Source organism: Neoroseomonas marina, from assembly GCF_012927745.1.
Taxonomy (GTDB): domain Bacteria; phylum Pseudomonadota; class Alphaproteobacteria; order Acetobacterales; family Acetobacteraceae; genus Neoroseomonas; species Neoroseomonas marina.
On record NZ_JABBKX010000002.1, the window covers coordinates 95,916 to 116,026 of the forward strand.

Sequence of the window (20,111 nt, forward strand, 5' to 3'; positions counted from 1 at the left end):
GATGCTCGCCTTCGCCGCACGCCGGCTGCTGGTCTCGCTCGGGCTCGTCTGGGTGGTGGCTTCGCTGGTCTTCCTGGTGATCCACCTCATCCCCGGCGATCCGGCGGAACTGCTGCTCTCCCAGGGCGGCATCGCGCCGGACCCGGCGGCGGTGGAGGAGCTGCGCGAGCGGCTCGGCCTCAACGAGCCGCTCTGGGCCCAGTACCTGACCTACATGGGCGGCCTGCTGCGCGGCGATTTCGGGCTCTCCCTGCAGGACGAACATCCGATCGCCGAGGAGATCGCGCTGCGCCTGCCGCGCACGCTCGAACTGGTCGGCATGGCGGGTCTGCTCGCGGTGATCTTCGGCGTGCCGCTCGGCATCGCCGCGGCGATGCGGGCCGGCGGCGCGCTGGACCGGATCCTGTCGGCCTGGGCGGGCTTCGCGCTCTCGGTGCCGGTCTTCGTCGTCGGCACCCTCGCGGTGCTGGTGCTGGCCCAGCAGTTGAAGCTGGTCTCCGCCGGCGGCTACGTGCCGCTGGCGCGTGACCCGGGCCGGCATCTCGCCCTGCTGATGATGCCGGCGGCGACCATCGCGGTCGGCCTCGGCGCCGTGGTCTTCCGCGTCATGCGCTCCTCCGTGCTGGAAGTGCTGGAACGCGAGCATGTCCGCGCCGCCCAGGCGCGCGGCCTGGCGCCGGCCGCCATCATCCGCCGCCACGTGCTGCGCAATGCGCTGACGCCCGTCGTCACGGTGGTGGCGCTGCATCTCGGCTCGCTGCTCGGCGGCACCGTGCTGGTCGAGTTCGTCTTCAACTGGCCCGGCCTCTCCGGCTACCTGGTCCGCGCCGTCGAGGCGCGCGACTACCCCGAGGTGCTGGGCATCGTCCTCGTCATCTCGACGCTCTTCGTGCTGCTGAACTTCCTCGTCGACCTGCTCTACGCGGTGATCGACCCGCGGGTCAGGCACGGCTGATGCGGCGGTCCCCCATCCGGGCACTCGTGATACCGGGCGCCCTCGTCCTGCTGGTCGTGCTGGTCGCACTCGCCGCGCCCATCCTGCCGCTCGCCGATCCGGTCCGGCAGGACGTGGCGAACCGCCTGGCCGGCCCCTCCGCGGCGCATTGGCTCGGGCAGGACGAATACGGGCGCGACGTGCTGTCGCGCATCATCTGGGGCGCGCGCGTCTCGCTGACCGTCGCCGCCCTCGCGGCGGCCCTCGCCGCGGTCGTCGGCACGCTGCTCGGCATCCTCGGCGGCTATTTCCGCGGCCTGGTGGAACTGGTCACGGTGCGCGTCGCGGAGATCGTGCTCTGCTTCCCGCCGCTGCTGCTCGCCCTTCTGGTCGTCACGCTGCTCGGCCCCGGCGCCGGGACGCTGGTCTTTTCGCTCGCCATCCTCTTCGCCCCCGGCTTCGCCCGCGTGGCCTACGCCGAAACGCTCTCCGCCCGCGCCCTGGACTACGTCACGGCGCAGCAGGCGCTCGGGGCGCGGACGCGGCGCATCCTGTTCCTCACCCTGCTGCCGAACATCGCGCCGCCGCTGATCGTGCAGTTCTCCCTCACCGTCGCCGCGGCGATGGTGCTGGAAAGCGGCCTGTCCTTCCTCGGCCTCGGCGTCGTGCCGCCGTCGCCCTCCTGGGGCCTGATGATCCGCGGCGCGCGGGCGAGCATGGAACAGGCGCCGCTCCTGCTCTTCTGGCCCTGCCTCGCACTGACCGGCACGGTGCTGCTGCTGAACCTGCTCTGCGATCGGCTGCGGGATGCGCTGGACCCGCGTGGCAAGGCCGCGGGCCGGCCGGGCTTCCTCGGCCGCCTCGTCGCCCTGCCGCCGGCGCCCGAACCCCGCCAGGCGCCCGGCCTGCTGACGGTGGACGGCCTCACCCTCTCCGTCCCCGGTCCCCAGGGCCCGATCGAGGTGGTGCGCGACGTCGGCTTCACCCTCGCCCCCGGCGAGACCCTCGCCATCGTCGGCGAAAGCGGGTCCGGCAAGACGCTGACCGGCCTCGCGGTGATGGGCCTGCTCCCCGCCGCGGTGAAGCCTGTCGCCGGCAGCATCCTCTTCACCGCCCGCGACGGCCGCGTACGCGACCTGCTGCGCCTGCCGGAAGCCGAGATGCGCGCCCTGCGCGGCCGCGACCTCGCGATGATCTTCCAGGATCCGTCCAGCAGCCTGAACCCACTGCTGCGCATCGGCTCCCAGCTGGCCGAGACGCTGCGCGCCCATGGCGTGCGCGACGGCGTGCGGGACCGCGTCGTCGGCCTGCTCCGCCAGGTCGGCCTGCCCGACCCCGAACGCGCCGCCGACGCCTATCCGCACGAGATCTCCGGCGGGCAGCGCCAGCGCGTGATGATCGCCGCCGCCATCGCCAACGGCCCGCGCCTGCTGCTCGCCGACGAGCCGACCACCGCCCTCGACGTGACGGTGCAGGCGCAGATCCTCGCCCTGCTGGCCGAGCTCAAGTGCGCCGAGGGCGGCATGGGCATGGCCTTCGTCACCCACAACCTCGCCGTGGTGGGCGAGATCGCCGACCGCGTGCTGGTGATGTACGCCGGCGAGGTGGTCGAGGAAGGCCCCGTCGCGGACGTCTTCGCCGCCCCGCGCCACCCCTACACGGCGGCCCTCATCGCCTCCATGCCGGAAGGCGATGCCGAACGCCTCACCGCCATTCCCGGCGCCGTGCCGCAGCCCTGGGCCATGCCGGCCGGCTGCCGCTTCGCCCCCCGCTGCACTCTCGCCGCCGACGCCTGCCGCGCCACGGCGCCGGCGCTGAGCGAGGTCGCACCCGGCCGGTCCTCCCGCTGCCTCCGCTGGGAGGAGGTCGCATGAACGCGCCGCAGGACGCCCTGGTCCGCGGCGAGGGCATCACCCGCGCCTTCCATCGCCGCGGCGGGTTGTTCTCGCGCGGCACGCCGATGCTGGCGCTGCGCGGTATCGACATCGCGGTGAATCGTGGCGAGGCCGTCGGCGTCGTCGGTGAATCCGGCTGCGGCAAGAGCACCCTCGGCCGCGTGATGCTGCGCCTGCTGCCCCTCACGGATGGCCGCGTGCTGTTCGAGGGCGAGGACCTCGCGACCCTTCCCGCCGCCAGGCTGCGCGCGCTGCGCCGGCGGATGCAGCTGGTCTTCCAGGACCCGTATGGCAGCCTCGATCCGCGCCGCACGGTCGGCGCGCAGATCGCCGACGGCATGGTGATCCACGGCCTCGCGACCGGCACCGAGGCCGCCGATCGCGTCGCCGCGCTGCTGCGCCAGGTTGGCCTCGATCCCGACCATGCGAAGCGCCTGCCGCATGAATTCTCCGGTGGGCAGCGCCAGCGCATCGCCGTCGCGCGCGCGTTGTCGACGCAGCCCGACTTCATCGTCGCGGACGAACCGGTCTCGGCACTCGACGTCTCGATCCAGGCGCAGGTGGTGAACCTGCTCGCCGATCTGCGGGCGGAACTCGGCCTCGCGCTGATGTTCATCAGCCACGACCTCCACGTCGTGCGGCACCTCTGCGACCGCGTGGTGGTGATGTATCTCGGCCGCGTCATGGAGGAAGGCAGCGCCGCGGAGATCTTCCGCGCCCCCGCGCACCCCTACACGCGCGCCTTGCTCGCCGCGACGCCCTCGCTCCGCCATCGCGGCGCGGCCGCCGCCCCGCTCGCCGGCGAGGTCCCGAGCATCGCCCGCCCGCCTTCCGGCTGCGTCTTCCGCACGCGCTGCGCCTTCGCCCAGCCCCGGTGCGCCGAGGCGGTGCCGACCCTCGAACCCCTGCCCGGCGCCGGCGCGCGCCGCATCGCCTGCCACCGCGCCGCCGAGCTTCCATGAACGAACGACAGGAGGACGCCCGATGATGGACCCGAAGGGCCGGGTGGCCATGATCTCGGGTGCAGCGCGCGGCATCGGGCGCGCGGTGACGGAACGCCTGCTCGCCGCCGGCTACACGGTCAGCGCCGGCGTGCGCGACCCGTCGCGCCTGCCCGCCCATCCCGCCCTGACCGGCCATCGCTTCGAAGCCACCGATCCCGCCAGCGCGGAATCCTGGGTCGCCGCCACCATCGCGCAGCACGGTCGCATCGACGCGCTGGTCAACGCCGCGGGCATCAACCCGAAGGCGCGAATGCTCGACACCGACGAGACGAATTTCGACGCCATGTGGACGGTCAACGCCAAGGGCCCGATGCGCGTCATCCGCGCCGCCTGGCCGCACCTCGTCGCCGCGGACGAAGGGCGCGTGGTGAACATCTCCTCGCTGTCCGGCAAGCGCGTGCGCAACGAGAATCTCGGCTACGCGATGAGCAAGTTCGCGGTCATGGCACTGACCCAGGAAGTGCGCCGCCAGGGCTGGGAGCACGGCATCCGCGCGACCGCCGTCTGCCCCGGCTTCGTCGACACCGACATGACGGCCCACGTCACCAAGGTCACCCGCGATTCCATGTCGCGCCCCGAGGATGTCGCCGCGCTGATCGAGGCGGTGCTGCGGCTGCCCAACACCGCGACCGTCGCGGAACTGCTGGTGAACTGCCGGCACGAGGACACGCTGTGAAACTCGTCCGCCTGCGCGATGCGTCCCGCCCCCGCATCACGCTGACGCTCGAGGGGCAGCCGATCGAGGCCCAGCAGGGCGACACGCTGCTGACGGCGCTGCTCGCCGCCGGCGCCGGCCATCTGCGGGAAAGCGAATTCGGCGACGGCCCCCGCGCGGGCTTCTGCCTGATGGGTGCCTGCCAGGATTGCTGGGTGGTGGTCGAGGGCATGGGCCGGGTGCGCGCCTGCGCGACGCTCGCTGCCCAAGGCATGGAGGTCCGGCGCGGATGAAGGTCGCGGTGGTCGGCGCCGGCCCCGCCGGGGTGCGCGCCGTGGAACGGTTGGTCGCGGCGGGGATCTCGCCTGTCTGGATCGACGAGGCCCCCGATGGCGGCGGCCGCATCTACCAGCGCCCGCCCGCGGGGCTAGCGCGCGATGCGCGCACGCTCTACGGCTTCGAGGCGAAGCGCGCGACATCGGTGCACGAAACGCTCGACGCGCTGAAGCCGAAGGTGGATTGGCGACCCGAGACGCTGGTCTGGCACATCCGCCCCGAGGCGCGGACGCTGAACACCCTCTCGCGCGGTCGCCAGGCCGAGGTCGCCTACGACGCCGCCATCCTCTGCACCGGCGCGATGGATCGCGTCATCCCGGTGCCGGGCTGGACGCGGCCGGGTGTGACGACGCTGGGCGCCGCGCAGATCGCGCTCAAGACGCAGGGCTGCGGCATCGGGCGGCGCGTCGCCTTCCTCGGCACCGGGCCGCTGCTCTGGCTCGTCGCCCACCAGTATGCGAAGGCGGGTGCTGAGGTTGTCGCGGTGCTCGACACCACCTCCTTCGCGACGAAGTTGCGCGCCGCACCCGGGTTGATGCTCGGCGGCATGACCTTCGCCAAGGGCCTCTACTACACCGCCTGGCTGCGGCGCCGCGGCATCCACATCGCCGAGGGCGTCACGCCGATCGCCATCGACGGCGACGACAACGGCGTCACCGCCATCGCCTGGCGCGACGCGGCAGGACGCGAACACCGCGCTGAGTGCGACGCCGCCGGCATCGGCTGGGGCCTGAAGCCCGAAGCGCAACTCGCCGACCTCGCCCGCGTGCCGTTCCGCCACGACCCCGTGCAGGCGAACTGGGTGCCGGTGCGCGACGAGGCCGGCCGCACGCCGGTCGCCGGCATCTACCTCGCTGGCGACGGCGCAGGCATCGGCGGCGCCGAGGTCGCGGAGATCGCCGGCGCCCGCGCCGCGCTGACGCTGCTGGCCGATGCGGGTCATCGCATCGACCCCATCGAGACCGTCACGCTCGACCGCCGCCTCGCTTCCCAGGCGCGTTTCCGCGCCGCGCTGGAACGCGCCTTCCCCTTCCCCACGCATCTCGCGCGCAGCATCGCCGACGACACGCTGCTCTGCCGCTGCGAAGGCCTGCGCGCCGGCGAACTCCGTGCCGCCGCGCGCGCGGAAGCCGCCACCGGCCCCGCCACCGAGGTGAACCGCGCGAAGTCCTTCACCCGCGTCGGCATGGGCCGCTGCCAGGGCCGCGTCTGCGGCGCCGCGGCGGCCGAGGTGCTGGCCGCCGAACTCGGTTGCGACGTGGCCGCGATCGGGCGCCTGCGCGGACAACCCCCGGTCAAGCCGATCCCCATTCCTGCCCCGGTGAGCGCGCCATGACGACCGATTGCGATGTGCTGATCCAGGGCGGCGGCGGGGCCGGCTGCTCGGCGGCGCTGCATCTCGCGCAGCGCGGCGTGCACGTCATCCTCCTCGAACGCGGCCTGGTCGGCAGCCAGGCCTCCGGCGTGAACTACGGCGGCGTGCGCCAGCAGGGCCGCAACCCCGCGGAACTGCCCATCGCGAAGCGCTCGCGCGAGCTCTGGGGACGGCTGAAGGACATCGCGGGCACGGACGCGGAATTCACCGTCACCGGCCACCTGAAGCTCGCCCGCAACGACGAGGAGGAGGCGGACCTCGTCGCCTATCTCGACGTCGCGAAGCAATACGACCTGCCGCTGCGCCTGGTCGGCCGTAATTCGATCCACCAGGAGTATCCCTGGCTCGGCCCCAAGGTCGTCGCCGGATCCTTCGCGCCGGAGGATGGTGCGGCCAATCCGCGCCTGCTCTCCCCCGCGCTCGCCAACGCCGCGCGCGCCGCCGGTGCCGACATCCGCGAACACGCCGAGGTCGTCGCCCACGCCCATGACGGCACGCGCTTCCACCTGCGCACCTCGGCGGGCGAGGAGTTCACCGCGCCCATCCTGCTCAACATGGCGGGCTTCTGGGGCGGCAAGGTCGCCGAAGCCTTCGGCGAGCCCGTGCCGATCGAACCGCTCAACCCCAACATGCTGGTGACCGAGCCGATCCGCTACTTCATCGAGCCCAACCTCGGCGTCGTCGGCGGCAATGTCTATCTGCGCCAGATTCCGCGCGGGAACGTCATCCTCGGCGGCGGGCACGGCGAATCCGACCCCTCGGTGCCCTGGTCCCGCCCGCTGCCGGACGTGTCGGTGCGGGCCATGGAACTGGCGGTCGAACTCGTGCCCGCCATCGCCGGCGCGCAGGTCATCCGCTCCTGGTCCGGCATCGACGGCCGCATGCCCGACCGCATCCCGGTGATCGGGCCGAGCCGCACCACGCCCGGCCTCTTCCACGCCTTCGGCTTCTCCGGCCACGGCTTCCAGCTCGGCCCGGCGATCGGCGCGATCATGACCGAGCTCGTGCTCGACGGCCGCACCGACATCCCGCTCGAGGCCTTCCGCATCGACCGTTTCGGGACCACCGCCGCATGAAGATCACCCGCGCGCAGATCTATCTCTGCGAGATCGACGGCCGCCGCCCGCTCATCCTCCGCCTGTGGACCGACGACGGCACCCAGGGCCTGGGCGAGGCCGCGCTCGCCTACGGCATCGGCGCGACCGGCGCCGTCGCGGTCATCGAGGAGATGCTGCGCAGGATCGTGCTAGGGCGGAACGCGCACGACGTCGAGCCGATCTGGTCCGACCTCTACGACCACACTTTCTGGGCCAAGGGCGGCGGGCCGATCATCTACGCCGCGATCAGCGCCATCGAGACCGCGCTGTGGGACATCAAGGGCCGCGCCCTCGGCGTGCCGGTCTACCAGCTGCTCGGCGGCGCCTACCGCCACGATGTCCGCTGCTACGCCAATGGCTGGTCCTTCCGCGCCGTCACGCCCGAGGAGACGGCGCGCGCGACCGAGATGCCGCTCAAGGCCGGCTATGACGCGCTGAAATTCTACCCGCTCGCGACACCGATCCGGAACCACCCGAACGGCATCTTCGCCCATGTCTCCCGCCGCGAATTCGACCGTGACTTCGAGGACCTGGCCGTCGCCCGCGTGAAGGCCGTGCGCGACGCCGTCGGCCCCAAGGTCGAGCTCATGGTCGACATGAGCGCGGAACTCACGACCGACGCCATCCTCCGCCTCGGCCGCCGGCTCGAGGAGTTCGACCTCACCTTCTTCGAGGAACCCGTCGATCCCTTCGATCCCGAAGGCATCAAGTCAGTCGCCGATGGGCTGCGCATCCCCATCGCGGCGGGCGAGCGTCTCTACACCCGCTACGGCTTCCGCCGCCTGTTCGAGCTGCGCGCGGTCGCCATCGTCCAGCCCGACATCGGCATCGTCGGCGGCATGATGGAGACCAAGAAGATCGCGGCCATCGCCGAGATGTACAACATGCGCGTCCAGCCGCATCTCTGCGCCGGCCCGGTCGCGACCGCCGCGGCGCTGCAGCTCGATGCCTGCATCCCGAACTTCCTGATCCAGGAACTCTACCCCTTCCGCGTGCCGGAGCATTTCGACCTGGTCGACGCGCCGCTCGAACCGCAGGTGCGCAACGGCCGCGTCGCCATCCCGCAGCGCCCCGGACTCGGCGTCGACCTGGTCGAGGACCGCGTCGCCCCCTTCCTGCGCGCCGACATCTCCCTCGGGGACCTCTGATGACCGATACCGCCCTGCCGATGCATGTCCGCCCCGGCGTCTTCCTCCGCCGCGATCCCGCAGGCGACGCCGTCCCCGTCATCTTCGACATCCCGCGCAGCGGCGCCGAATACCCACGGTCCTTCCGCCCGACCGCCCCCTTCGCCGACGTGCAGCGTTCCATCTCGATGTATGTCGAGGAAGCCTATGCCGGCGTGGTCGATGCCGGCGCGACCTGGCTCTACGCCTGCTTCCCCAACGTCTTCATCGATCCCAACCGCAACGAGCTCGACATCGACCCCGATGCGCTCGAGGGCGAGTGGCCCGAGCCGCTGAAGCCGGGCGAGAAGACCAAGATGGGCATCGGCCTGATCCCGATGGTCTGCGCCGGCACCACGCGGCTGTATCCCGGCAGGCTGCCGGTCGCCGACGTCCGCGCGCGCCTCGACGACTACTACTGGCCCTACCACCGCGAGCTCGGCCGCATCCTGCAAGGCTTCCGCGAACGCCACGGCATCGCGCTGCACATGAGCTGCCATTCCATGCCCGCCATCGCCGCCGCCGGCCAGGCCGATGCCGGCCAGCGCCGGTCGGACTTCGACCTCGGCGACCGCCACGGCACCACCTGCAGCGCCGAGGTGCGCGACCTCGTCGCCTCGGTCCTCAAGGGCTTCGGCTACAACGTCACCCACAACAAGCACTTCATCGGCGCCGAATGCGTTCGCAAGCATGGCGATCCGGCCAACGGCATCCACAGCCTGCAGATCGAGATGAACCGCGGCCTCTACATGGATGAAGCCGCGCGGACCCGCAGCGACGGCCTCGCCCGCGTCCGCGGCCACCTGGCCGAGCTCGCCCGGCAGCTCGCCGCCTACGCCCGGACGAAATCCCCCGCCTGACCGCGCGTCAGCCCTTGCCATCTCCGCCCGAATCCGTCGCCATGGCGGCCTCGGGCGGATGGGGCTGGCGGGGGCTATGCACCAGGGACTGATGGAGGTCGACGGGCTGCGCCTGTCCTTCGGCGGCCTGGCCGCCCTGGACGGCGTGACCTTCGCCGTCGCCCCGGGACGCATCACCGCGCTGATCGGCCCGAACGGCGCGGGCAAGACCACGCTGTTCAACGCCGTCTCGGGCCTCGTTCGCCCACACGCCGGCAGCGTCCGGCTGGAAGGGGAGGAGATCCTCGGCCTCAAGCCCGAGCAGATCACCGCCCGCGGCATGGTCCGTTCCTTCCAGATCGCCCGCGGCTTCCCCAAGCTCTCGGTCTTCGAGCATCTGATGCTCTACGGCCAGGACCAGCCCGGCGAGAACTGGACCGCCGCGCTGCTGGGCACCGCCGCCGCGCGCCGCCGCGAACAGGCGCTGGCCGAACAGGCGCTGGCCGTCGCGCGCCGCCTGAAGCTGTCCCATGTCATCGACAACCAGGTAACCGCGCTGTCCGGCGGCCAGAAGAAGCTGCTCGAGATCGGCCGCACCCTGATGGCCGAACCGCGCCTGATGCTGCTCGACGAACCCGCCGCCGGCGTGAACCCGACGCTCGCCGAGGAGATCGGCGACCTGCTGCGCGCCATCGTCGCCGAAGGCCGCACCATCCTCCTCGTCGAGCACGACATGGCGCTGATCGAGCGCATCTCCGACCACGTCGTCGTCATGGCCGCCGGCCGCACGCTGGCCGAAGGCTCCTTCGCCCAGGTCCGCGACAACGCGGCGGTGCAGGACGCCTATCTCGGGGGCGCCCGATGACCGCGCTCACGGTCGAGGGTCTCCTCGGCGGCTATGCCGCGGCGGACCACGTCGTGAAGGGCGTCTCGCTCGCCGTCGCCCCCGGCGAGCTGGTCTGCGTCATCGGCCCCAACGGCGCCGGCAAGTCGACCGTCCTGAAGCTGCTGACCGGCCTGCTGCGCCCGCGCGGCGGCCGCGTCGCGCTGGACGGGCGCGACGTCACCGGCCTGCCGCCCCGCGCGGTGCTCGAGGCCGGGATGGTCCTCGTCCCCCAGGAACGCAACGTCTTCGGCACCCTGACGGTCGAGGAGAACCTCGCCATGGGCTGCTTCCTCGACGCGCGCCGCGCGCGGTCGCGCATGGCCGCGGTGATGGACCGCTTCCCGCTGCTGGCCGAGCGCCGCCGCCAGCTCGCCCGCACCATGTCCGGCGGCCAGCGCCAGATCCTCGCCATGGGCCAGGCGCTGATGAGTGAGCCGCGCGTCCTGCTGCTCGACGAACCCACCGCCGGCCTCTCCCCCAAGGCCGCGACCGACCTGTTCGGCCTGGTGCGTGCCACCGCGGCATCGGGCGTCGCGGTGCTGATGGTCGAGCAGAACGCGCTGCAGGCCATGGAGATCTCCGACCGCGCCCTGGTGCTGGTGGACGGCCGGAACGCGCATGAAGGCCCGGCCCCCGCCCTGGCGCGGGACCCCGCGATACGCCGCCTGTTCCTTGGCGGCCGCGGCGAGGGCAGGATGGACGCCACAGGGACCGCAAGGGAGACATCCCCATGATCATCACGACCCGCCGCACGGCGTTGATCGCCGGCGCCTCGCTGCTGGCCGCCCCGGGCCTGGTCCGTGCCCAGGAAGGCCCGATCCGCCTCGGCACCCTGACGCCGCTGACGGGCGCAGGCGGCCCCTACGGCCCGGTGATGGCGAACGGCGTCCGCGCGGTCGTGAACGAGGTCAACGCCGCCGGCGGCGTACGCGGCCGGCAGGTCCAGCTGGTCAGCGAGGATGACCAGACCAACCCCGAAGCCGGCGTGCGCGCCGCCCGCAAGCTGATCGACGTCGATCGCGTCGCCACCATCATGGGCACCTGGGCCTCGGCCGTGACGACCGCCGTCGCGCCGCTGTGCTGGGAAAGCAGGACCTTCCTCGCCACCGTGTCCGGCGCCGATTCCATCACCGCCTTGCCGCACAATGGCTGGCTGATCCGCACCCAGCCCAACACCACGCTGCAGGGCCGCAAGTTCGGCGAGTACGTGGTCGAACTCGGCGCCCGCAAGGCCGTCTTCATGGCGCCGCAGACGCCCTTCACCCAGTCGCAGGTGACCAACATGAAGCCGCCGATCGAAGCCGCCGGCGGATCGATCGACCTGCTGATCTACGACGCCACCAAGCCCTCCCTGCGCACCGAGGTCGACCAGGTGCTGCGCGCGCGGCCGGACATCATCGTGCTCGGCGGCTACACCCCCGACACGACGGTGCTGCTGCGGGACATCTTCCGCGCCGGCTTCCGCGGCAAGCTGCTGGCCTACGCCTATTCGGTGAACCAGCAGATGATCTCCTCCCTGCCGAACGACGTGACCGAGGGCATCCACACCCTGGCGCCGTCGCCCGCCGAAGGCACCAGCGCCTTCGACCGCGTGAAGCGCATCGCCGGCACCGACAACCCCGACCCCTACACCTGCCAGATCTACGACCAGATCAACCTGGTCCTGATGGCGATGGCGGTCGGCAACGACGCCACGGGCCAGGGCATCCGCGACAACATCCGCAAGGTCAGCCAGGGCGGCGGGGATCGCGTCGACAACGCGGTGGACGGGCTGCGCGCCATCGCGGCGGGGCGGAAGGTGGACTACGACGGCGCCTCGGGCCCCTGCGACTTCACCGATGCCGGCGACATCACGGACTGCAAGTTCCGCTACGAGCAGGTGCGGGGCGGACGGCAGGTCCTGATCCGCATCGCCTGATGATCGAGGCGCTCCTCCAGGCGCTGATCAACGGCGTGATCGCCGGCACCATCCTCGCGGTGCCGGCGCTCGGCTTCACGGCGATCTTCGCGGTGCTGAACTATCCCAACTTCGCCATCGGCGCGCTGGCGACGGTCGGCGCCTATGCAGGCTGGGCCGGCAACACCGCGCTCGGCCTGCCGATGGTCGCGGCGCTGGCCCTCGCCTTCGCCGCGACGGCGGTCGCCGGGCTCGCGGTGCAATGGGTGGCGGTGAAGCCGCTCGAATCCGCGGGCGCGCTGATGATGGCGATCGCCTCCCTCGCCGCGGGCCTGGTGCTCGAGAACGCGTTGCGCTTCACCTTCGGCAACGACCTGCGCGGCTATGACCTGCCGCTGCTGCGAGACTGGCGCTTCGGCGAATTCCGCGTCGGCCCGCAGCAGGTGCAGAACTTCGCCCTGGCGCTGGCCGCCATGGCACTGCTCTGGGCCTTCCTGCGCTACAGCCGCACCGGGCGCGCGATGCGGGCGGTGGCCGACAACCGCGACCTCGCGCTGCTGCGCGGCGTCGATCCGGTCCGCGTCGCGGCGGTGACGGTCGCGGTCGGCGCCGGGCTCGCGGGCATGGGCGGCATGTTGATCGGCCTCGACACCTCGGTCGATCCGCTGGTGGGCAACCGGCTCATCCTGTCGATCTTCGCCGCCGCCGTCCTGGGCGGGCTGGGCTCCATCCCCGGCGCCGTCGCCGGGGCCATCGCCATCGGCGTCGCCGAGGAGCTCGCCGTCCTCGCCTTCAACCCCGCCTACCGCCTGGTGGTCGGCTTCGTCGTCATCCTCGCGGTGCTGACGCTACGCCCGGCGGGCCTCTTCGGCGCGCGGGCCTCCTGATGGTCTCCTACGTCGTCTTCCTGCTCGTGGTGGCCGGCATCTACGCCCTTCTGGCGCAGAGTCTCTGCCTCGCCTGGGGCGTGACGGGCCTCGTGAACCTTGGCCTGGCCGGCTTCTTCGCCATCGGCGCCTATGCCTCCGCGACGCTGACGAAATGGGGTGGGGCGCCAGTGCCGGTCGGGCTGCTGGCGGCGATGCTCGCCGGTGCCGTCGCGGGCTTCGTCGTCTGCGTCTCGACGCTGCGATTGCGCGACGACTACCTCGCCATCGTCACCCTCGGCTTCGCGGAAGCGGTGCGCGTCGTCGCCTCGAACGAGATCTGGCTGACCGGCGGCACCGACGGCATCTCGGGCATCCCCGCCGGCCTGCCGCGCGACTGGGGCCAGGGCTTCCATCTCGCCGCCCTCGGCATCGTCACGGCGATCCTCGGCCTCGTCTGGTTCGCCCTGCGCCGCCTCGTCGCCTCGCCCTGGGGCCGCGCGCTGCGCGCGGTGCGGGAAGACCAGATCGTCGCCGCCGTCGCCGGCAAGCGCGTGACGCGCCTGAAGGCCGAGGCCTTCGCGATCGCCGCGGCCATCGCCGCCCTCGCGGGCGCGCTCTACGGCCACTACACCTCCTACATCGCGCCCGAGATCTTCCAGCCGCTCATCACCATCTACGTGTTCCTCGCCGTCACCGCGGGCGGCAACGGGCGGCCCACGGGCGCGGCCATCGGCGCCTATCTGCTGATCGCCTTCCTCGAGGCCACGCGCTTCGCCGCCGAGATCCTTCCCGGCGTCTCCGCCGTCCAGGCCGCCGCGCTGCGCGAGGCCTCGGTCGGCGTGGTGCTGATCCTGCTTCTTCGCCTGAGGCCGCGCGGCCTCTTCCCCGAACGCAACCAGAAGGCGCCCGCATGACGACCGACTTGCCGCCGGCCCTGATCGCCCTCGCCCGCGCCGCCGCCTCCGAAGCCGACCCCCGCGCCGTCTTCCGCGCCGCCGAGGTCGCCAACGCAGCCCTGCTCGGCCACCGCCTCTTCACCATCCTCTTCGTCGTCCCCGGCGGCGCGGAGGTCGAGCGCATCCATTCCTCCGACCCCGTCGCCTATCCCCTGACCGGGCGCAAGCACATGGGCCCGACGCCCTGGGGCGACGTGGTGCTGAAGCAGGGCCGCACCTGGCTCGGCAACGGCATGGACGACATCCGCTGGGCCTTCTACGACCACGAACTGATCGCGCGCCTCGGCTGCGCCGCCTGCATCAACATCCCGGTGCGGGAGGGCGGCGAGGTGGTCGGCACGCTCAATATCCTCGACGCCGCCGATTCCTACACGGATCGGGACGTCGCCACCGCCGAGGTGATCGGCGGCTTCCTCCCCGGCGCGCTCCGCCGCGCCGCCACTCTGGCCGCCGCCACCACCCGGGACTAGTTTTCCCGCCTTCCGCGCAGAGAGATCCGACGCATGACCGACGCCGTCCTGTTCGAGAACGCCGCCATCCTGGACGGTACCGCCGAGGGCGCGGTCCCCGGCCATGTGCTGGTCGAATCCGGCACGATCAAGGACGTCAGCGACAAGCCGATCGCCGCCGCCGCGGCCCGCCGCATCGACCTCAAGGGCCGCACCCTGATGCCCGGGCTGATCGACGCGCATGTGCATGTCGTCGCGGGCGTGGTGAATCTCGGCCTCAACGCCATGCTGCCCGACGCCGTCGTCGCCTTCCGCGCAGCGAAGATCATGCACGGCATGCTGATGCGCGGCTTCACCACCGTGCGCGACCTCGGCGGCTGCACCCACGGCCTGCGCATGGCGCGCGACGAAGGGCATTTCGACGGGCCGCGGCTCAACATCTCCGGCAAGGCGCTGTCCCAGACCGGCGGGCATTGCGACTTCCGCGGCCGCCACGACACGCGCGACACCGCCTTCTTCGCCGCGCGCCTCGGCAGCCTCGGCCGCCTGGTCGACGGCGTCGCCGATGTCCGCCGCGCCTGCCGCGAGGAGATCAAGGCCGGCGCCGACTACATCAAGATCATGGCCAATGGCGGCGTCGCCTCGCCGACCGACCCCATCGCCTTCGTCGGCTTCTCGCGCGAGGAGGTGCTGGCCGCCGTCGAGGAAGCCGAGAACGCCGGCACCTACGTCGCCGCCCACCTCTACACCGACAGCGCCATCCACCGCGCCGTCGATTGCGGCGTCCGCAGCCTCGAGCATTGCAACCTGATCCAGGCCGACACCGCGCGCTTCGCCGCCAAGTCCGGCGCCATCGCCTGCCCGACCCTCGTCACCTACCAGGCGCTGAAGGACGAAGGTGCGACGCTCGGCCTGCCGGCGGAATCGGTCGCGAAGATCGACGACGTCCGCCTCGCCGGCCTGCGCTCCATCGAGATCATGCGCGAGGCCGGCCTGACCATGGCCTTCGGCACCGACCTGCTCGGCGACATGCACCGCCACCAGTCGGAGGAATTCGTCATCCGCGGCGAGATCCTGCCCGCCATCGAGGTGATCCGCAGCGCCACCATCAACGCGGCGAAGCTGCTGATGTCCGAAGGCAGGATCGGCTGCGTCGCCCCGGGCGCCCATGCCGACCTGATCGTGGTCGAAGGCGACCCGCTGAAGGATCTCTCGCTGCTGACCCGCCAGGGGCAGCACCTCTCCGCCATCATGCTCGGCGGCCGCTTCGTGAAGGACCAGCTGGCGGCCTGAACCGTCCAACAGGGAGACCGAACCGATGAGCCTCACCCGCCGCCTCGTGCTCGGCGCCGCAGCCGGCACGCTTGCCGTGCCGTACGTGGTGCGCGCCCAGGCCGAGACCTTCCGCATCGGCGCGCTGAACCCGATCACCGGCGCCGGCTCGCCCTACGGCACCGGCATGCAGCGCATGATCCAGGCGGCGGTCGAGGCCATCAACTCGGCCGGCGGCGTCAACGGCCGCCGCATCGAGGTCTTCGCCGAGGACACCCAGACCAGCCCGCAGGCCGCCGTGCTCGCGGCCAAGAAGCTGATCGAGGTGAATCGCGTGCGCGCCATCCTCGGCACCTGGTCCTCGGGCGTCTCGCTCGCGGTCATCCCGCTGACCAACGAGGCCGACATCCTCCTGATGCACACCTCGGGCGCGCCGGCGCTGTCGACGCCCCCGGCGAACGCGAAGAATCTCGGCTACCGCTACCAGGCGACGAACGACCGCTTCGGCCGCGCCTTCGCCGAGATCGCGGTGCGCGAGGGCTTCCGCCGCCCCGCGACCATGGCCTTCAACAACGCCTCGGGCATCGGCAACACCGACGGCTTCCGCCGCGCCTGGGCCGCCAAGGGCAACCAGAACGGCGAGCACGTCGTCTACGAGCCGAACCAACCCTCCTACCGCGCCGAGCTGCTGCGCGTGCTGAGCACGCGGCCCGACGTGATCGTCATGGGCTCCTTCCTGCCCGACACCACCATCATCCTGCGCGAATGGTTCCAGACCGGCACGCCGGTGAAGTGGATCATCCCGGCCTGGGCGGCGAACCCGCAGCTCGTGCAGGCGCTCGGCCCGGCGGTGACGAACGGCATCATCGCGGTCGATTCCGTCTCGAACGAGGGCGCCGAGGCCTTCACCGCCTACGACGCCGCCTATCGCCGCGCCATGAACCAGCCCGGGGCGTCGAACGTCTATGCGGCGATGACCTGGGACATGGCGAACACCCTGGCGCTCGCGATCGAGCAGGCGAAGTCCTTCGAGACGGCGGCCATCAACGCCGCCATCCGCCGGGTCGCGAACCCGCCGGGCGAGGCCGTCTCCGCCTTCGCCGCCGGCAAGGCCGCGATCGCGGCGGGGCGCAAGATCAACTACGAAGGCGCCTCCTCCGTCCTCGACTTCGACGAGTTCGGCGACGTCACGCCCGATTTCGGCGTCTTCTTCATCGAGAACGGCCAGTTCAACCGGCGCTACGTCGTGAAGATCTGAAACGGTGTTCGGCGCGCTCCTCGTCGCCGGCATCGTCCATGGGCTGATCATCGGCCTCGCCGCCCTGGCGGTGACGCTGGTCTTCGGCATCGCCCGCTTCCCCAACGCGGCGGCGGGCGACACCATGACGGCCGGGGCCTATGCCGGCCTGCTGGCGCACCAGGCGAGCGGCTCGCTCGCCCTCGCCGGCGGGGCCGCGGTCGCAGCGTCGGGGGCGGTGTCGCTGCTCGGCTACCTGCTGGTGTTCCGCCCGCTGGCGCGACGGCCCGTGGCCTCGCTGCTGGTCGCGGCGATCGGCGTCGCCTTCGTCATCCGCGCCGTGCTCGGCCTGATCTTCGGCCACCAGCAGCAGGTCTTCCAGGTGCCGCTCGCCTGGCCCATCGAATTCATGGGCCTGCGCATCCCGCCGATGGACCTGACGCTTGCCGCCGTCGCGGCCTGCGCGCTGGCCGCGGCCTTCGGCGTGCTGCACCTGACCTCGATCGGGCGGCAGATGCGGGCCGTGGCGGACGACCCGGACCTCGCGCGCGTCTCGGGCATCCGGCCGCTGCGCGTCATGGTTGCGCTCTGGCTGCTCGCCGGCGCCGCGGCAGGGATCGCGGGGCTGATGCTCGGCGTGAAGACGGTCGTCTCGCCCGAGATGGGCTGGGAAGGCCTGCTGACCGCCTTCGCGGCCGCGATTCTCGGCGGCATCGGCTCGCCTGCCGGCGCCGTGCTCGCGGGCCTGCTGCTCGGCATCGCGCAGGAGGTCTCCACCCCCTATGTCGGCTTCACCTACAAGATCGCGCTCGCTTTCGTGGTGATGCTGGCGGTGCTGCTGGTCCGCCCGCGCGGCCTGCTCGGCCGGGTCGAGGGCGTGCGCTGATGGAAGCCTACATCGTCGCCATCGCCATCGTCGGCGCCATCTACGTCCTGCTGACCCTCGGCCTCACGCTGCAATACGGGCTGACGGGCCTGGTGAATTTCGGCCATGTCGGCTTCTTCGCCATCGGCGCCTATGCCTCGGCGATCGTGTCCATGCAGGGCGTGCCGCTGGTTGCCTCCTTCGCCTTCGCCGCGCTGCTCGCGGCGCTGGCCGCCTGGCCCATCGGCCTCGTCGCGCTGCGCCTGCGCGACGACTACTTCGCCGTGGTGACGCTTGGCTTCGGCGAGACGGTGCGCCTCGCCATCACCTCGGAGAAATGGCTCACCAACGGCGTGCAGGGCATTCCCGGCATCCCCCGCACCTTCGCCGGCCTCGGCGTCGGCCTGCCCGGCGCGCTCGCGACGCTCGCCGCCATCACCCTGGTCTGCGTCGCCGCCGCGCTGGCGCTCCGCCGCATCACCCGCTCCCCCTTCGGCCGCGTCATCGAGGCGATCCGCGACAATGAGGAGGCGCTGAAGGCGCTCGGCAAGGATCCCGCGCGCTTCAAGATCCAGGTGCTCGCCCTCGGCGCGGCGCTCGCCGGCATCGCGGGGGCCTTCTACGCGCACTACATCACCTATCTCTCGCCGGACCAGTTCATCCCGCTCGTCACCTTCTATGTCTGGATGGCGATGATCATGGGCGGCGTCGGGCGCGTCTCGGGTGCCGTGGTCGGCGCGCTCCTGCTGATGCTGTTCCTCGAGGGCACGCGCTTCCTGCGCGACATCGCCCCCGACGCCATCTCCGGCGTCGCCATGGCGAGCCTGCGCTTCGGCGCCGTCGGCCTCGCGCTGATCCTCTTCACCCTGTTCCGCCCGCAGGGCCTGGTCGGGGACTACACCCGCCGATGAGCCTCGTCGTCCGCGACATCACCAAGGCCTGGGGCGGCTTCCGCGCCCTTGATGGCGTCTCCTTCGAGATGGAGAGCTCCGGCCTGCTCGGCATCATCGGCCCGAACGGCGCGGGCAAGTCGACGCTCTTCTCGGTCGTGTCGGGCTTCATCGCCGCCGATGCCGGCAGCGTCGCGCTGGACGGCACGCCGCTCGATCGCCTCGGCCCCGCCGCGCGCGCCCGCGCCGGCATGATCCGCACCTTCCAGGTCCCGCGCGAATTCCACCACCTGACGGTGCGCGAGAACCTGATGGCCGCCGCCCCCGGCCAGTCGGGCGAGGGCCTGCTCGGTCTCTTCCTCCGCCCCGGCCGCGTGCGCGCCGAGGAAGACGCGATCCGCGCCGAGGCCGACGCCACCATCGACTTCCTCCGCCTCGCCCGCGTCGCCGACACGCCCGCGGGCCGCCTGTCCGGCGGCCAGAAGAAGCTGGTGGAGCTCGGCCGCGCGCTGATGGCCAAGCCGCGCCTGATCCTGCTCGACGAGCCCTTCGCCGGCGTGAACCCGGTGCTGATCGAGGAGATCATGGCGCGCATCCGCGACCTCAACGGCCGCGGCATCGGCTTCCTCGTCATCGAGCACGATCTCGACGCCCTCTCGCGCCTCGTGCCGCGCCTGGTGGTGATGGACCGCGGCCGCGTGCTGGCCACCGGCACGCCGCAGGCGGTCCTCGCCGACGCGGCGGTGCGCGAGGCCTATCTCGGGGGTGCGCCGGCATGAGCCTGCTCGAGATCGCGCAGCTCACCGGCGGCTATGGCGAGACCGACATCCTCAACGGCATCGACCTGACGGTGGAACAGGGTGAGATCCTCACCGTCGCCGGCACCAACGGCGCCGGCAAGTCGACGCTGGCCAAGGCCGTGATGGGCCTGCTGCCGCGCGCATCGGGCCGCATCGCGCTCGACGGCACCGACATCCTGGCCGAGCCCGTCGAACGCCGTCTCGCCCTCGGCATCGCCTATGTCCCGCAGGTCGGCAACGTCTTCGCCTCGCTTTCGGTGCTCGAGAATCTGCAGGTCGTGCAGGGCGTGCGCGACGCCAAGGCCCGCATCGCCGAACTGCTGGACGCCTTCCCCGCGCTGTCCGAACGCCGCCGCGCCCGCGCCGGCAGCCTTTCGGGCGGCGAGCGCCAGCAGCTCGCCTTCGCCCGCGCGCTCATGGCCCGGCCGCGCCTGATGATCCTCGACGAACCCACCGCCGCCCTCGCCCCCGCGCGCGTCGCGGACTCCTTCGAGCGCATCCGCGCCCTGCCCGCGCTCGGCGTCTCGGTGCTGATGGTGGAACAACGCGCGCGCCAGGCGCTCTCGGTCTCCGACCGCGGCTGCATCCTGGACGGCGGCAAGGTCGCGATGCTCGGCGCCGCCGCCGGCCTGCTCGCGGATGAACGCGCCGCCGCCCTCTATCTCGGCCGGGCCGGCGGCGCGTAGCGC

General features: G+C 72.0%; 21 protein-coding genes. All 21 read left to right on the forward strand.

Annotated features, from left to right (window positions below; all coding sequences use genetic code 11):
- Position 1: 1 nt before the first annotated feature.
- On the forward strand, positions 2-955 hold the full coding sequence (locus GWK16_RS05655; protein ID WP_170052989.1) for an ABC transporter permease: 954 nt from the start codon (positions 2-4) through the stop codon (positions 953-955).
- On the forward strand, positions 955-2,808 hold the full coding sequence (locus GWK16_RS05660) for a dipeptide/oligopeptide/nickel ABC transporter permease/ATP-binding protein (protein ID WP_170052990.1): 1,854 nt from the start codon (positions 955-957) through the stop codon (positions 2,806-2,808). The genes GWK16_RS05655 and GWK16_RS05660 overlap by 1 nt, the downstream gene beginning before the upstream one ends.
- A complete protein-coding gene (locus tag GWK16_RS05665) occupies positions 2,805-3,791 on the forward strand; it encodes an ABC transporter ATP-binding protein (protein WP_170052991.1) in 987 nt (328 codons plus the stop codon). Before GWK16_RS05660 ends, GWK16_RS05665 begins: the two co-directional genes overlap by 4 nt.
- Before the next feature lie 22 nt (positions 3,792-3,813).
- Positions 3,814-4,509: an SDR family NAD(P)-dependent oxidoreductase gene (locus tag GWK16_RS05670; protein ID WP_170052992.1), complete on the forward strand. Its 696-nt coding sequence runs from the start codon at positions 3,814-3,816 to the stop codon at positions 4,507-4,509.
- Positions 4,506-4,781, forward strand: coding sequence for a 2Fe-2S iron-sulfur cluster-binding protein (locus GWK16_RS05675; RefSeq protein ID WP_170052993.1), 276 nt, complete (start codon positions 4,506-4,508; stop codon positions 4,779-4,781). Before GWK16_RS05670 ends, GWK16_RS05675 begins: the two co-directional genes overlap by 4 nt.
- Positions 4,778-6,160 carry an FAD-dependent oxidoreductase gene (locus tag GWK16_RS05680; RefSeq protein WP_170052994.1) on the forward strand — a complete coding sequence of 461 codons (1,383 nt, stop codon included), beginning with the start codon at positions 4,778-4,780 and terminating at the stop codon, positions 6,158-6,160. Before GWK16_RS05675 ends, GWK16_RS05680 begins: the two co-directional genes overlap by 4 nt.
- Positions 6,157-7,275, forward strand: coding sequence for an NAD(P)/FAD-dependent oxidoreductase (locus GWK16_RS05685; RefSeq protein WP_170052995.1), 1,119 nt, complete (start codon positions 6,157-6,159; stop codon positions 7,273-7,275). The genes GWK16_RS05680 and GWK16_RS05685 overlap by 4 nt, the downstream gene beginning before the upstream one ends.
- Complete coding sequence (locus GWK16_RS05690) at positions 7,272-8,444, forward strand: mandelate racemase/muconate lactonizing enzyme family protein (protein ID WP_170052996.1); 1,173 nt, start codon at positions 7,272-7,274, stop codon at positions 8,442-8,444. Before GWK16_RS05685 ends, GWK16_RS05690 begins: the two co-directional genes overlap by 4 nt.
- Positions 8,444-9,322, forward strand: a complete 879-nt coding sequence (locus GWK16_RS05695; RefSeq protein ID WP_211187156.1) for an N-formylglutamate amidohydrolase — start codon at positions 8,444-8,446, stop codon at positions 9,320-9,322. Before GWK16_RS05690 ends, GWK16_RS05695 begins: the two co-directional genes overlap by 1 nt.
- 76 nt (positions 9,323-9,398) lie before the next feature.
- Positions 9,399-10,166, forward strand: coding sequence for an ABC transporter ATP-binding protein (locus tag GWK16_RS05700; protein WP_170052997.1), 768 nt, complete (start codon positions 9,399-9,401; stop codon positions 10,164-10,166).
- The gene (locus GWK16_RS05705; RefSeq protein ID WP_170052998.1) at positions 10,163-10,921 is read left to right on the forward strand and encodes an ABC transporter ATP-binding protein; all 759 of its coding nucleotides are present in this window, start codon (positions 10,163-10,165) and stop codon (positions 10,919-10,921) included. Before GWK16_RS05700 ends, GWK16_RS05705 begins: the two co-directional genes overlap by 4 nt.
- Positions 10,918-12,105: an ABC transporter substrate-binding protein gene (locus GWK16_RS05710; RefSeq protein WP_170052999.1), complete on the forward strand. Its 1,188-nt coding sequence runs from the start codon at positions 10,918-10,920 to the stop codon at positions 12,103-12,105. Before GWK16_RS05705 ends, GWK16_RS05710 begins: the two co-directional genes overlap by 4 nt.
- On the forward strand, positions 12,105-12,971 hold the full coding sequence (locus GWK16_RS05715) for a branched-chain amino acid ABC transporter permease (RefSeq protein WP_170053000.1): 867 nt from the start codon (positions 12,105-12,107) through the stop codon (positions 12,969-12,971). Before GWK16_RS05710 ends, GWK16_RS05715 begins: the two co-directional genes overlap by 1 nt.
- Positions 12,971-13,867, forward strand: a complete 897-nt coding sequence (locus GWK16_RS05720) for a branched-chain amino acid ABC transporter permease (RefSeq protein ID WP_170053001.1) — start codon at positions 12,971-12,973, stop codon at positions 13,865-13,867. Before GWK16_RS05715 ends, GWK16_RS05720 begins: the two co-directional genes overlap by 1 nt.
- Complete coding sequence (locus GWK16_RS05725) at positions 13,864-14,379, forward strand: GAF domain-containing protein (protein ID WP_170053002.1); 516 nt, start codon at positions 13,864-13,866, stop codon at positions 14,377-14,379. Before GWK16_RS05720 ends, GWK16_RS05725 begins: the two co-directional genes overlap by 4 nt.
- Positions 14,380-14,412: 33 nt before the next feature.
- Complete coding sequence (locus GWK16_RS05730; protein WP_170053003.1) at positions 14,413-15,651, forward strand: metal-dependent hydrolase family protein; 1,239 nt, start codon at positions 14,413-14,415, stop codon at positions 15,649-15,651.
- 25 nt (positions 15,652-15,676) lie between these two features.
- Complete coding sequence (locus GWK16_RS05735; RefSeq protein ID WP_170053004.1) at positions 15,677-16,888, forward strand: ABC transporter substrate-binding protein; 1,212 nt, start codon at positions 15,677-15,679, stop codon at positions 16,886-16,888.
- Positions 16,889-16,892: 4 nt separating this feature from the next.
- Entirely contained in the window at positions 16,893-17,753 is an 861-nt protein-coding gene (locus tag GWK16_RS05740) for an ABC transporter permease subunit (protein WP_170053005.1), read from the forward strand.
- The gene (locus GWK16_RS05745; RefSeq protein WP_170053006.1) at positions 17,753-18,643 is read left to right on the forward strand and encodes a branched-chain amino acid ABC transporter permease; all 891 of its coding nucleotides are present in this window, start codon (positions 17,753-17,755) and stop codon (positions 18,641-18,643) included. Before GWK16_RS05740 ends, GWK16_RS05745 begins: the two co-directional genes overlap by 1 nt.
- The gene (locus tag GWK16_RS05750; protein WP_170053007.1) at positions 18,640-19,401 is read left to right on the forward strand and encodes an ABC transporter ATP-binding protein; all 762 of its coding nucleotides are present in this window, start codon (positions 18,640-18,642) and stop codon (positions 19,399-19,401) included. The genes GWK16_RS05745 and GWK16_RS05750 overlap by 4 nt, the downstream gene beginning before the upstream one ends.
- A complete protein-coding gene (locus GWK16_RS05755; RefSeq protein ID WP_170053008.1) occupies positions 19,398-20,108 on the forward strand; it encodes an ABC transporter ATP-binding protein in 711 nt (236 codons plus the stop codon). The genes GWK16_RS05750 and GWK16_RS05755 overlap by 4 nt, the downstream gene beginning before the upstream one ends.
- Positions 20,109-20,111: the final 3 nt, after the last annotated feature.

Coding starts and splice junctions, on each gene's coding strand:
- GWK16_RS05655 (WP_170052989.1), top strand. CDS start 2: ATGCTCGCCTTCGCCGCACGCCGGCTGCTGGTCTCGCTCGGGCTCGTC.
- GWK16_RS05660 (WP_170052990.1), top strand. CDS start 955: ATGCGGCGGTCCCCCATCCGGGCACTCGTGATACCGGGCGCCCTCGTC.
- GWK16_RS05665 (WP_170052991.1), top strand. CDS start 2,805: ATGAACGCGCCGCAGGACGCCCTGGTCCGCGGCGAGGGCATCACCCGC.
- GWK16_RS05670 (WP_170052992.1), top strand. CDS start 3,814: ATGATGGACCCGAAGGGCCGGGTGGCCATGATCTCGGGTGCAGCGCGC.
- GWK16_RS05680 (WP_170052994.1), top strand. CDS start 4,778: ATGAAGGTCGCGGTGGTCGGCGCCGGCCCCGCCGGGGTGCGCGCCGTG.
- GWK16_RS05685 (WP_170052995.1), top strand. CDS start 6,157: ATGACGACCGATTGCGATGTGCTGATCCAGGGCGGCGGCGGGGCCGGC.
- GWK16_RS05690 (WP_170052996.1), top strand. CDS start 7,272: ATGAAGATCACCCGCGCGCAGATCTATCTCTGCGAGATCGACGGCCGC.
- GWK16_RS05695 (WP_211187156.1), top strand. CDS start 8,444: ATGACCGATACCGCCCTGCCGATGCATGTCCGCCCCGGCGTCTTCCTC.
- GWK16_RS05700 (WP_170052997.1), top strand. CDS start 9,399: ATGCACCAGGGACTGATGGAGGTCGACGGGCTGCGCCTGTCCTTCGGC.
- GWK16_RS05705 (WP_170052998.1), top strand. CDS start 10,163: ATGACCGCGCTCACGGTCGAGGGTCTCCTCGGCGGCTATGCCGCGGCG.
- GWK16_RS05710 (WP_170052999.1), top strand. CDS start 10,918: ATGATCATCACGACCCGCCGCACGGCGTTGATCGCCGGCGCCTCGCTG.
- GWK16_RS05715 (WP_170053000.1), top strand. CDS start 12,105: ATGATCGAGGCGCTCCTCCAGGCGCTGATCAACGGCGTGATCGCCGGC.
- GWK16_RS05720 (WP_170053001.1), top strand. CDS start 12,971: ATGGTCTCCTACGTCGTCTTCCTGCTCGTGGTGGCCGGCATCTACGCC.
- GWK16_RS05725 (WP_170053002.1), top strand. CDS start 13,864: ATGACGACCGACTTGCCGCCGGCCCTGATCGCCCTCGCCCGCGCCGCC.
- GWK16_RS05730 (WP_170053003.1), top strand. CDS start 14,413: ATGACCGACGCCGTCCTGTTCGAGAACGCCGCCATCCTGGACGGTACC.
- GWK16_RS05735 (WP_170053004.1), top strand. CDS start 15,677: ATGAGCCTCACCCGCCGCCTCGTGCTCGGCGCCGCAGCCGGCACGCTT.
- GWK16_RS05745 (WP_170053006.1), top strand. CDS start 17,753: ATGGAAGCCTACATCGTCGCCATCGCCATCGTCGGCGCCATCTACGTC.
- GWK16_RS05750 (WP_170053007.1), top strand. CDS start 18,640: ATGAGCCTCGTCGTCCGCGACATCACCAAGGCCTGGGGCGGCTTCCGC.
- GWK16_RS05755 (WP_170053008.1), top strand. CDS start 19,398: ATGAGCCTGCTCGAGATCGCGCAGCTCACCGGCGGCTATGGCGAGACC.